Origin of the sequence: Acinetobacter sp. YH12039 (assembly GCF_013420015.1) — a bacterium.
Lineage (GTDB): Bacteria > Pseudomonadota > Gammaproteobacteria > Pseudomonadales > Moraxellaceae > Acinetobacter > Acinetobacter amyesii.
Genome location: NZ_VOZA01000037.1, coordinates 20,054 through 30,797, shown reverse-complemented (window position 1 = coordinate 30,797; position 10,744 = coordinate 20,054). Strand labels below are relative to the sequence as shown.

Annotated in this window: 15 protein-coding genes; 8 read left to right on the top strand and 7 right to left on the bottom strand. The window is 34.3% G+C overall.

Annotated features, from left to right (window positions below; translation table 11 throughout):
* Positions 1-69: 69 nt before the first annotated feature.
* Positions 70-1,638, bottom strand: a complete 1,569-nt coding sequence (locus tag FTT98_RS13465) for an ATP-binding cassette domain-containing protein (RefSeq protein WP_159124549.1) — start codon at positions 1,636-1,638, stop codon at positions 70-72.
* 365 nt (positions 1,639-2,003) lie between these two features.
* On the bottom strand, positions 2,004-2,915 hold the full coding sequence (locus tag FTT98_RS13460; protein ID WP_180009601.1) for a hypothetical protein: 912 nt from the start codon (positions 2,913-2,915) through the stop codon (positions 2,004-2,006).
* Positions 2,916-3,193: 278 nt separating this feature from the next.
* Between FTT98_RS13460 and FTT98_RS13455 the strand changes: the two genes are divergently transcribed.
* From FTT98_RS13455 to FTT98_RS13445, 3 genes are all read left to right on the top strand, one after another.
* A complete protein-coding gene (locus tag FTT98_RS13455) occupies positions 3,194-3,514 on the top strand; it encodes a type II toxin-antitoxin system RelE/ParE family toxin (RefSeq protein ID WP_002126330.1) in 321 nt (106 codons plus the stop codon).
* Complete coding sequence (nadS, locus tag FTT98_RS13450) at positions 3,507-3,779, top strand: NadS family protein (protein ID WP_004676016.1); 273 nt, start codon at positions 3,507-3,509, stop codon at positions 3,777-3,779. Before FTT98_RS13455 ends, nadS begins: the two co-directional genes overlap by 8 nt.
* A 95-nt stretch (positions 3,780-3,874) precedes the next feature.
* Positions 3,875-4,300 carry a hypothetical protein gene (locus FTT98_RS13445; RefSeq protein WP_179995828.1) on the top strand — a complete coding sequence of 142 codons (426 nt, stop codon included), beginning with the start codon at positions 3,875-3,877 and terminating at the stop codon, positions 4,298-4,300.
* 404 nt (positions 4,301-4,704) lie between these two features.
* Here FTT98_RS13445 and FTT98_RS13440 read toward each other — a convergent pair whose 3' ends face one another.
* The 3 genes from FTT98_RS13440 to FTT98_RS13430 all read right to left on the bottom strand — a co-directional run bounded on the left by FTT98_RS13440 (position 4,705) and on the right by FTT98_RS13430 (position 6,155).
* Entirely contained in the window at positions 4,705-4,899 is a 195-nt protein-coding gene (locus tag FTT98_RS13440) for a hypothetical protein (protein ID WP_180009630.1), read from the bottom strand.
* A gap of 25 nt (positions 4,900-4,924) precedes the next feature.
* Positions 4,925-5,536 carry a recombinase family protein gene (locus FTT98_RS13435; RefSeq protein ID WP_180009631.1) on the bottom strand — a complete coding sequence of 204 codons (612 nt, stop codon included), beginning with the start codon at positions 5,534-5,536 and terminating at the stop codon, positions 4,925-4,927.
* Positions 5,537-5,771: 235 nt separating this feature from the next.
* Complete coding sequence (locus FTT98_RS13430; RefSeq protein ID WP_147395704.1) at positions 5,772-6,155, bottom strand: hypothetical protein; 384 nt, start codon at positions 6,153-6,155, stop codon at positions 5,772-5,774.
* A gap of 316 nt (positions 6,156-6,471) precedes the next feature.
* On the opposite strand from FTT98_RS13430, the gene FTT98_RS13425 reads away from it, so the two are divergent.
* From FTT98_RS13425 to FTT98_RS13410, 4 genes are read left to right on the top strand one after another with little or no spacing between them, the layout of a single operon-like run.
* On the top strand, positions 6,472-6,759 hold the full coding sequence (locus FTT98_RS13425) for a BrnT family toxin (protein WP_034707141.1): 288 nt from the start codon (positions 6,472-6,474) through the stop codon (positions 6,757-6,759).
* On the top strand, positions 6,746-7,054 hold the full coding sequence (locus FTT98_RS13420; protein WP_180058738.1) for a BrnA antitoxin family protein: 309 nt from the start codon (positions 6,746-6,748) through the stop codon (positions 7,052-7,054). Before FTT98_RS13425 ends, FTT98_RS13420 begins: the two co-directional genes overlap by 14 nt.
* Positions 7,055-7,087: 33 nt before the next feature.
* Entirely contained in the window at positions 7,088-7,279 is a 192-nt protein-coding gene (locus FTT98_RS13415; RefSeq protein ID WP_180001826.1) for a hypothetical protein, read from the top strand.
* 1 nt (position 7,280) lies between these two features.
* Positions 7,281-7,769 (top strand): hypothetical protein, encoded by a 489-nt coding sequence (locus FTT98_RS13410; protein ID WP_180001825.1) that lies wholly within the window; start codon positions 7,281-7,283, stop codon positions 7,767-7,769.
* A gap of 25 nt (positions 7,770-7,794) precedes the next feature.
* Here FTT98_RS13410 and FTT98_RS13405 read toward each other — a convergent pair whose 3' ends face one another.
* Positions 7,795-8,079: a hypothetical protein gene (locus tag FTT98_RS13405; protein ID WP_180001824.1), complete on the bottom strand. Its 285-nt coding sequence runs from the start codon at positions 8,077-8,079 to the stop codon at positions 7,795-7,797.
* 66 nt (positions 8,080-8,145) lie between these two features.
* A complete protein-coding gene (locus FTT98_RS13400; protein WP_086322809.1) occupies positions 8,146-8,520 on the bottom strand; it encodes a hypothetical protein in 375 nt (124 codons plus the stop codon).
* Positions 8,521-8,778: 258 nt separating this feature from the next.
* Between FTT98_RS13400 and mobQ the strand changes: the two genes are divergently transcribed.
* The gene (gene mobQ, locus FTT98_RS13395; RefSeq protein WP_373685139.1) at positions 8,779-10,533 is read left to right on the top strand and encodes a MobQ family relaxase; all 1,755 of its coding nucleotides are present in this window, start codon (positions 8,779-8,781) and stop codon (positions 10,531-10,533) included.
* The last annotated feature ends 211 nt before the right edge of the window (positions 10,534-10,744 follow it).

The window sequence follows — 10,744 nt, the reverse complement described above, 5'->3', positions numbered from 1 at the left end:
CATTTCGTATAACGTGTATTATGTTAATTTTAGTAGAACTAATAAATCTATATATTTGAAAATGTCATTTTACTCAATTAAATACTCTTCAGATATTTCACACTGTTCAACAAAAAAATGATCATGTGAAACTAAAATTACAGCGCCCTGATATTGGCTAATAGCCTGCGATAGAAGCTCTCTAGACTCAATATCTAAATGATTTTCTGGTTCATCAAGCAATAATAAATCAATACCATCAGGATAGTGACTCATTGCTAATAATGCGACTTTCAATTTTTCACCACCACTCAGTTCTGATAGTTTTAATAAAGCTTTTTCACGACGAATACGTAACTGACCTAACAAATTTCTCCACTCAACTTCAGTAAGATTGGAGTTATAAAGTGCAAGGTTTTCGATTACGGATAAATCATTATTTAATAAACTAAAGTTTTGATCTAAATACAAACATGTTCCACTAAAGAAAATATCATCACGTTGATGGGTAGAAATCAATTTCAATAAGGTTGATTTACCAATTCCATTAGCACCTTTAAGATGGATTTTTTCGCCAGCTTTCAATGCAAAATTAATTTTATTTGTTGCTGTATGGGGTAGCTTTAAATCATGAATTCTTAAAATCTCTCCTTGCTTCGTACTCTGTAAGTGGAATTCAAACTTCTGAGCTTTGATTTTTTCTACAATGGTCTGCCTATTAATCAGACTATTTTTCAAATCATCAGTTTGTCGAGTTTGTTGGGCACGTAGCTTACCTAAGCTTTGTCCAGCATTTTCCTTTTTGAAATCTAGAAAAATCTTTGCTTGAGAATTAGAATCACGAAGTTCATTGCCTTTAGATTGACGTTTATTCGCTTTCATTAAGCTATCATGTTGCCGTTGTTTTAACTGCTTTAATTCTTTTTTCTCATTATTAATAGACTGAGTTAATGCATCCATGTGTAGCTGATGCTGTTGAATGTAATGCTCATAATTACCTTTGTAGTGTTGTAAGCCTAATTCAGTTAAAGCATAAATATGTTGGACTTGATTGAGTAATTGGCGATCATGACTAATCAGGCATACACCACTAGGGTGTGCCAAAATACTCTCAATTAACCATTGTCTAGATGTTGAGTCTAAATGGTTGCTTGGTTCATCTAAAAGTAGATAGTGATCCTTTTTTAAAAACAAACGACATAAAGCCAGCTTTGTTTTTTGTCCTTCACTCAGTTTTTCTGTTGGAAAGTTCAAATCCGTAGGTAAGTCAGCATTTTCAAGTATATTTTGCCATTTTTGTGGTAAATCCCAGGTATTTTCAACTAACTCATAATCATCAAAACTAGCTGTATTGTTCTCTATACGCCGAAAAGCATGATGTAAATGATCTACCTCTAATGCTTGTGCAATATTTTCAGCATTAAGGCGTTCTAATTGTGCCAAATAATCATGTTGGATATTCCATGAAACTTGACCACTATAATGAATATCTAAAGCTTGGCTTTGATCTAATATTCTGAACAATAGGGATTTACCTAAACCATTACGTCCAATTAATGCAGAAACCTGTCCTGATAAAAGCGTAATGTTTAGCTGATCAAACATTTTCTGTGTAGAAAATTCTAAATTTAAGTTTGAAGCAATACATGCATGTTGCATAAAAAATTCCTCATGTAGAGGATATGCAAAATAGTGAAGATTAACTTATAAAAAACAATATATTATTTAGGATATAAAGTAGAGACCAAGAATATATAGCCACAAGTAGAATCTATTTTGCACATCAAAAGTTTAAAAATAATGATGAGAAAATGACTTACTTCATTGGCGTTACTCTTGGGAGGATGATTTGAATAAGGTTATTTTATAATGATAAGACAATCTGTCAAGCTTGTACTAAAGCTTCTAAAAGTTATTTAACATAATGGCGATTATACGAAATAAAAAAACCTAGGCACTGCCTAGGTCTTAAATTTAAAAAAATACATAAAGATTAAGGCGCATGACACTTCAATCAAGCTATATTAATAATTACATACCATAGAAACAGCACCTTGATAGTTACCATTATTGCTCAAAGTCATACGGTAAATTGCACCAAGTACTAGGCTATTTGGTCCATTATCAGCTATGTTAAATGTACCGATCTGATTTGATTCACCTTGTTGTCCTACGATACCCAATAAGTTATAGCTGCTATAGTTATTGAATGAATCAACCCATCTCATTGATGAAGCAAAGGTAGTTTCATCACTGCCATTTTTTGCAGTAAATTTAACGTCGATATTGCCGTTAGGATTTAAGGTAATACTTCCATTATGAATGGATGGAGAAATAAATTTTTCAAATTGGCCACTATTGGTCACTTTTGCTTGAGTAGCATTAACATCAGTACAGTTAATTTGTTTGGTTTGGGCAGAAATACGCTTAGTAATGATTGGGGTAAATGCAAAATAAAAATAAGAAGCATTGCTATATTTGGAAATATCTGTTGATTTTATTTCCCCATCTTTTTCATAATTAAAAATTCCTTTGGTTACACGAGCAATCGTAAAGTTTTTATTTCCAGCAATTTCTTTCGCAACAATATCTCCTGTAATTTTGTAATCACCAAATTCGGTGATAATACCATCGGCATTTTGTTTTACAGAATCAAGTCTTGATGCACCAGAAGAATTAGGGTAGTCAAAAATAATATTGTAGGATTGTGATGGATTCAATTTTTCCAATACTGAACCAGTAGAAGTATCTGGTGTGGTGCCGCTGTTCCCTGTAGAGCTCGATGTACCATTCCCTGTAGAGCTCGATGCACCATTCCCTGTAGAGCTCGATGCACCATTCCCTGTAGAGCTCGATGCACCATCACTGCCGCCGCCGCAGGCAGTTAAAGTAAGACCCAAAGAAATAACTAAAAAAGAGGTCTTAAATCGGTTCATGGTAATTCCTAGTTTAAAAGAATCAACTATAGTCTATTGTTAGAATACTGAAAATACGAACATCTTTTTATTTACAATAACTTAGGTGAATAAACCTACTTTTAAAGGCTTATTCAGCAAACAATGATTGATAGCTATTAACTTTATAGGCATATTTAATTCAAATATACCTCCCCTTTAACATAATGGCTGTTATACGAAACGAGAGAGCAGCAGCTCTCGTTTTTTAATGTGGAAACTGCTAGAATACTTGTACGCCATTGACGTACACAGAATCTATGTTATTCATTGAAACCAGTATCTTTACCAAGCAAATCAAAGACCTTGTATCTGATGAGGAATATCGTCAACTTCAACAAGATCTATTGGTTCAGCCAGATAAAGGTGACTTAATCAAGAATGGCGGTGGCATTCGAAAAGTACGTTGTGCTCAAGGGAATAAAGGCAAAAGTGGCGGTATCAGAGTAATTTACTATTGGGTAAATGAGGATGATCAAATCTTTTTCTTGGTGGCTTATCCAAAATCTGTAAAAGATAATCTAACGGATAAAGAAACCGCCATTCTGCGCCAACTCGTGAAGGAGCAATTTCATGGATAACAACTTATTTGATGACTTAGTTGCTTCGATTAAAGAAGCAGGAGCAATCAAGCGCAAAGAGATCCAAGCTAGTCGAACGACCGAACTTGAATTACCAGATATTAAGGAAGTGCGAGAAAAAACTGGTTTAAGTCAAAGCGAATTTGCAGCACGTCTCCACATTAGCCATCGTACTCTGCAAAACTGGGAACAAGGCCGACGCTATCCAACAGGACCAGCAGCAACATTGATTCGAATTTTAGATGCACATCCTAGTCTTATTTAAAAAAATGCATTAAAAATGGGAGCTTAGCTCCCATTTTTTGACTTCGTATAACGTGTATTATGTTAATTTTAGCTAAACTTTAAAGAACAAAAAATATGTGTGAATGCCAATCTGTAGATAATTTTTTTATATGTCCTACTAGTTTTTCAGATGTTTTCAGTCATAACTACAATATGAAGTATAAGTTTCCTCACTACTTCATTGAAGATCCTCCATGTGAGGAAGCTAAACCAGAATTTGATTATGGTGAGTTTTATTATGTTTGTAGCGAGTGTCAGCAAGCTTGGTATTTTGAATGTTATCCAGAAACACCAACAGGCCCAATTTTTGGAATTAAAATTCCAGATATGAGCCAAGTATTAAGCCAAAACCGAATAAACAGTATTAAACAATTCTTAGTTATTTTAGCTCATGAAGGCTTTTCAGAAAATAAGTGTATTCATAACGGATGTATGGACTATTCACTTAATGGAATTAAGGTATGTCTAAATCATTTTGGCTATAAATTTAGTCCTTATTAAAAGATTCATTTAACATAATGGTGGTTATACGAAATTAGTAGTTTTTACGCGGAACTCCTAACGTATTCATCTTTTGTCTTATATCTTTATTTTTACCAATAGGTAAAATATATTCATAACCTACATCGAAAAGTAGGTAATTAAGAAAAAAATTACAGCGTTTTATAAGCCTTATAGTAACGGGAGAGACTATAGGGCTTTTTATTTATCTTAATATTCATATATCTATGATAAAGCCATGATGCTCTGCGATATAGAAAACCGGCTTGAGAATAGACCGATCTTTTATGATATTTGCTAAAATACTCTTTTGAAATATAAAAAACTAAGCATGTATAGCATTGGGTCTAGTTTTTGGGGCTTAGTTATTAGCGTTATTTAAATAAGTATAAGTCAATTTTTACCTAAGGGATTTGCTTTTCAACTAGTTCCAATTTCTTTAATGCTTGCCCTTTTTTATGATCATTATCAATCTTTACAACCAGAGCTAAAATAAAAACCATCACTATAAAAACAAGGAAAATCAAATGCTTTTTCATCATTAATTCCGTCTTTTGATCTTTAAGAATGCCTTGCTCCTTTGTAAATAGATATGACATAAGGGAAGCACTGATACAAGCCTTTTTAAATGACTTTAGCAACTCGATAAACAGTTGCAACTCCACAATTCACTGCTTTGGCAATTTCTTCCTTAGTCATATTGCCAGATGCTAGCAATTCTTTTATTCGTTTGTGCTTAGCCTCATTGGCTTTCTTACCTGTTGGCTTGTAACCCGAACGTTCCAGGCCCTGCTTAATACGTTCTATACGTTTCTCATTGTCTAGGCGTGCCATTGTTGCCAGGAGATCAATCAACATATTGTTGATGAGTTCCAAGATTGAATGAGTAATGCTGTCACTGGTTTGAATCATTTGGTAGGTCGTAGGAAGATCTGCCACAATTAATCGAAGTCCTTTCTCCTGAATCCTGCGCTTCAGCTCTTGAAAATCCTGTTGGGTTAGGCGTGATAATCGGTCAATACTTTCAACCAACAAGGTGTCACCCTGATTTGCTTCTGACAGTAGCTTATTCAATTCAGGTCGGTCTAACTTCGTACCACTATAGTTTTCCACGTACACAATGGTTTTACCCAAATTCAAGTTTTGGTTTAGATCCTGAAGAATTTGCAAAGCCCTTTCTGCATCTTGATCTTTAGTTGAAGCTCGTAGATAAATACGTGTATTCATTTCTATCATTTAATCTTAATTCTATTAGATCAATGATAACACTATCATTTAATTACTGAATTAAGCCTAATGATAGATATTGTATGCGATTTGGATCGCTATCATTCAGCTATACTCTTTTGATAAAAAAAGCATGACTAAAAGCCATGCCTTGGGAATTCGTATAACGTGCATTATGTTAATTTTAGTTTAATTAACAATTTACATTAGCACTTCATGCTTCTATCCCTCAAAAAAATTTACCTTAATCTTTAGCATTGAATGTTTCTATATACAGACTTCGCTCTAATTCTTGATTATAAATTTTTGAAGCAATGCAACACTCTTGCAAAAAATCAATAAAGGCATCATGAACATTTCTTTTCATTGGATCCTTAAGACAAGAATGTAATTTTTCTAACCTTTTAAGAACCCTTGGTTCATCGTGAAAAATTGCAATTACTTGGTTCATAGCACTAGAAAACTGTTCACCTTGAATAGAAAACCTATGTCCTAATAATTGCCTAGTAAGATCAATTTTTAATTTCCTCTTCTCCATCCTATTCATGTAAATAAGAGAAAGGATAGAGCCCAAAATTCCTGATAATAAGGAGGCAAATATTGTTATAAATATTAAGGTGTAACTCATTAACTAATTTTCATCCAAAAAGTTGTTTATCACATCTAAGATAAACTTCTTATTCGCAGTTTAAAATGTAAATTTTGAGCCATTTATCATAATGGGCGTCATCCGAAACGAATATTTTAAATATATAAAAATCATATACTTGTGTTATAGTGGTAATGCTCGACGATGTCGAAAAGCTGACTTGGAAAACAAGTCGGCTTTTTTATGAGCAGTTTTGAAATATTTTGCCAATCATTTTGACTAAAAATTACGCTTTTCAGCTTGAGTGATACAATGTTGTGATACATTATTGTATATACAAATTTGAATGTTTTTTATGGAACAGTATTTCGAATGGGATGAGGCAAAGAATCGAAAGAATCAGAAAAAGCACGATGTCTCTTTCGAAACAGCAAGCCTTGTTTTCGATGATCCATTAAGGATCTCAATCCAAGACAGACATACCGATGGTGAAGAACGTTGGCAGACCATTGGGAAAGTAAAAGGCGTACTAATGCTCTTGGTAGCTCACACTATCTTTGATGAAGATGACTGTGAAATCATAAGAATTATTAGTGCAAGACAGGTAACTAAAGCGGAGCGAGATAAATATGAGCATGGTTAGATACTCACGCAAAGAACTGAATGAAAAATTCAGCGACAAGCAAGATGCTGAAATTCAACGCTTGCTTGCTAAAGGGACGGTTCGTGATGATCAGCTAGATCTATCAGATATTCCTGAAATTACTGATTGGAGTAATGCTGTACGCCATAATCAATTCTATCGCCCAGTGAAGCAACAAACTTCTATTCGGTTAGATGCTGATGTTCTTGCTTGGTTCAAAGCACAAGGGAAAGGTTATCAAACACGAATGAATGAAATTCTTCGTAATGCTATGATAGAAGAATTAAAAAAATAGAAATTCCTATCTTATTTTAAAAGGAGATAAAACATGGGTGGGTTTGTTATTGAAGATGCTACATTATGCGCAGTACTAAAAATTTTAAAGGAGGATGGGCTTGATTTAAATGAACTGCAAAAGAAATATGCTGATAGATTAATGAAAAATGAAATCACAATGATTCCAGAAGACTATAGAGAAGAATCATTAATAATTTTAAGAAATGCGATAGATAATACTTAAGATGATGAAAGTATCTGATGCTTTAATGGTTGCTTTAGTAACTGTTATCATTAATTTTTTTATTCAGTTGTTTTTTAAATATAAGGATAATAGGTCTCAACAATTATCAATTCAGTTAGCTATTATTGCTGAGATTAAAGCTTTAAAAAAACTAATTGAACAAAGAAAGTATGTAGAAGATATTCAAAATATAGTTTTATACCTTGAAAAAAATAGAGGTTATAGGACAACACTTTCGCTCGATATTCAAGAAAATGTATTCCCAGTGTATTCTAATAATTTAGATAAAATTGGACAGTTATCACCTAAAGTAGCTCCTCAAGTCGTCACTTTTTACGCCTTACTCTCTTCTATTCTACAGGATGTGAAAATAGGAGGTTTACTAAGCATACATGAACAAGGAAATTATCAGAACTATAAGAATATCTATGATCTTTTAACTAAAGCCTTAGAAATAGCCGATGAAATAATTAATTCAAGTCAGAATTAATTTAACAGAAGATTTCTCATATATGTTAATAAAAAATAGAAATCAAAGCTTGAAAAAACATAGAGATACTTGCGAAAAAAGCACCTAAACTATTCCATTTTGATTGGGCTTTTAAAGTTTCTCTCACATCCCATCCATCAAAAGAAACTCCTGATAAATTAGGTTGTTCATTTTTCTTTTGAGCTTTTTTCTTGGCTATCTTTACAGCTTTTTCTCTAGTGACTTTAACCTGGCTTGAATAAAACCATGCCCCAGCTGAGAAGAATCCAAAGATAATAGATATTGAAAGAATAATAAGTTTGTAGTCCATGACGTTACTTATGATTAAGACTTGCTTCCATATTTAACATAAAATCTCTTATATGAAATTTAGAACTTATCCCTTAAAAAGATCATTAAAAAGCTCTTTATCTTTCTGTCTATTTTCTTCTGTCTTACTTTCCGCACTTAAAAACTGCTCAAAATCAGCCCATTGATGTTTAAAAGATTCATCATTCTTAAATTTATTCAAAACCCAAGCGCCAAGCAAAATTTTCCGTCTAGTTTCATTTTTCCGTTCTTGGGCTTTTGCTTCGCTTAAAAGTTTTTGCTGTTTGAGTTTAAGCTCATTCTGTTTCTGTTTTGCCTGTTCTAAGATCTGCTCTTGTTCTTTTTTTAAATACTCAATTTGCTCTTGCAGGGATAATTTTTTCTGCTGTGCTTTGGTGAGTTTCTTTAAAACTGCATCTTTCTTTTCTTGAATATCTGACATAGTATTAAACCGTGATGATCAATAATCAAACATCATCATAGAGTCAAAAAACAAAGCGAGCAATATCAAACGTAGCGAAGCGAAGTTTTCCCGGAGTGAAACGAAGGGCGCACTTACCCACTTTTATCATTTCATTCAAAAGTGGACGTTGCGACAGGGGAAACCCCTGTACCCCATGACCTCGCTTTAGCATGGTCAGCAACTTTTTCAAAGTTGCAAAAATCAAAACCACGGTATGCAGAAATTTAGGTTTTTAAAGTGGCAATTTTTCATTTGAATGAAAGCAACATCTCACGAAGTGACGGACGTTCAGCCGTTGCTTGTGCTGCTTATCGTGCCTGTGAAAAATTAGAGGATCTGACTTTTGGAAAGACTCAGGACTACACTAAAAAAAAGGGACTTGCATACAAAAATATTTATGCACCAGAACATACCAATACAAAACTTTTAGACCGTCAAACACTTTGGAATACAGTAGAAAAAAAAGAATTCAATGCCAATGGCTCAATGAAAGCCAATGCACGACTCGCCAAAGAATATATCTGTGCTTTACCACATGAATTAACAGATGCAGAACGCATAAAAATCGTTGATGACTTTTGCCGAGACTTTGTGAACAAGCACAATGTTATTGTCGATGCCTGCATCCATGCACCACATGAACATAACGATGAAACCAATAATAAAAACTATCACGTACACATCATGTTCACGACCAGACTCATCAATGAAAAAGGCGAATTAGGAAAGAAACAAAGAATCTTCAACGACCATGGTCCCGAGATCCTGAAGGACAGCCGAGCAACTTTTGCCAATGTTGTAAACACAGTATTGGAAAATGCTGGACTAGATGAACGCATCGACCACCGGAGTTACAAGGATCAGGGCTTAGACTTTCTTGAACCCACCCATCATGAAGGGCATGAAGCTACAGCACTTCGCAGACAATATGATGAGGAACAAAAAAGACCGCTTGACGAACGTAACACTGAAATTGTGCTACCAAGAATTGCACTTGAAAATGAAGCCATCAAAGCCAAAAATTTAGATGCTGCACGAGAATACCAACAGATCATCAAGGGCCTTGATCAAGAAATTATTGTTCCAAGTCGATTAGAAGATCAGATTACCCAACTAGAGAACGAACTTCAGTTAACCGAAGCAGAAGAAAAAGAGCTTTTAGCAGAATTAGAACATCTCAACCTAGAAGAAGAACGCCTGCAAGAACAACAGGTTCAACAGATTGACAACGCATATGATGACTTCATTCGTTGCCAGGATATTTATGCAGAATTTGCTAGTCAGTTTTACACCATTCAAAGCAATGCTGCTAATAATCAAAAACAGATTGAATCAAATCTCACCAAGACAAAACGATGGTTAGCAGAAAACAAAAGCGATTTTTACCTACGTAACGATAATTTGTTTTATGACTCTTACCATCATACTTACAGAGATATAAAAAAACCTGATTTTTATGCGACTGAAAAATCAGTAGAACAGGCAAAAAATGAGAACTGGAGAGAATACGCAACCGAGGTCGAACAACTTGCTAAAGAATACGATATTGAGAATGTCGTCAAACGCTTAGGCCAATGCTCAGAGATACTGCAAAATAATGGGATTGAACGACCAACGATAAAACCCACTTTCTGGCAAAAGCTAAAACGAGAGTACGTTCACTCTTTCGATACCCTGCATGATTTTAATGATGATATGAAACCTATCCTTGTCGAAAAACGGGCAGATGATCTCAAAATTGAACAAGAAAGAATGCAGCAAGTACGCCAAGCGGAAGTGGATCGCCAACGAAAAATTGAAAATGATCGCAGAGAAAGTGAATTTAGAGAGCAATTACGTAAAGAACGAGAGCAAAGAGAACAACGCTATGAACAAGATAGACGCGAACGAGAACATTTGGCATTTCTAAGACGGCAAGAATTGGAAAAACAGCAAAAAAATGAGCCTAAAAAACCAGAAAATGAAAATAAAAACGATTACCGACCTTGGTGAATGCTGTTTAAACGCAAAAAAATAGGGTTTTTAGCGATGTTTTGCTAAACCACAGTAGATTTATAGTTGAGTTAAGAAAAAACTCTTAAATCGCAAATGAGAGCATTTAGCGAGTGTCTACGAGCGAACTACAGGAATCTAAATTTTTTCACCTGTTTTTCCCTGATTACAGGCTCCCCTGTGTATCAAGAACTCAGAATCAGAGCATCCC

Coding starts and splice junctions, on each gene's coding strand:
- FTT98_RS13415 (WP_180001826.1), top strand. CDS start 7,088: ATGGGTGGGTTTGTTATTGAAGATGCTACATTATGCGCAGTACTAAAA.
- FTT98_RS13400 (WP_086322809.1), bottom strand. CDS start 8,520: ATGTCAGATATTCAAGAAAAGAAAGATGCAGTTTTAAAGAAACTCACC.
- FTT98_RS13435 (WP_180009631.1), bottom strand. CDS start 5,536: ATGATAGAAATGAATACACGTATTTATCTACGAGCTTCAACTAAAGAT.
- FTT98_RS13445 (WP_179995828.1), top strand. CDS start 3,875: ATGTGTGAATGCCAATCTGTAGATAATTTTTTTATATGTCCTACTAGT.
- FTT98_RS13405 (WP_180001824.1), bottom strand. CDS start 8,079: ATGGACTACAAACTTATTATTCTTTCAATATCTATTATCTTTGGATTC.
- FTT98_RS13410 (WP_180001825.1), top strand. CDS start 7,281: ATGATGAAAGTATCTGATGCTTTAATGGTTGCTTTAGTAACTGTTATC.
- FTT98_RS13440 (WP_180009630.1), bottom strand. CDS start 4,899: ATGTCATATCTATTTACAAAGGAGCAAGGCATTCTTAAAGATCAAAAG.
- FTT98_RS13455 (WP_002126330.1), top strand. CDS start 3,194: ATGTTATTCATTGAAACCAGTATCTTTACCAAGCAAATCAAAGACCTT.
- FTT98_RS13425 (WP_034707141.1), top strand. CDS start 6,472: ATGGAACAGTATTTCGAATGGGATGAGGCAAAGAATCGAAAGAATCAG.
- FTT98_RS13465 (WP_159124549.1), bottom strand. CDS start 1,638: ATGCAACATGCATGTATTGCTTCAAACTTAAATTTAGAATTTTCTACA.
- nadS (WP_004676016.1), top strand. CDS start 3,507: ATGGATAACAACTTATTTGATGACTTAGTTGCTTCGATTAAAGAAGCA.
- FTT98_RS13460 (WP_180009601.1), bottom strand. CDS start 2,915: ATGAACCGATTTAAGACCTCTTTTTTAGTTATTTCTTTGGGTCTTACT.
- FTT98_RS13430 (WP_147395704.1), bottom strand. CDS start 6,155: ATGAGTTACACCTTAATATTTATAACAATATTTGCCTCCTTATTATCA.
- FTT98_RS13420 (WP_180058738.1), top strand. CDS start 6,746: ATGAGCATGGTTAGATACTCACGCAAAGAACTGAATGAAAAATTCAGC.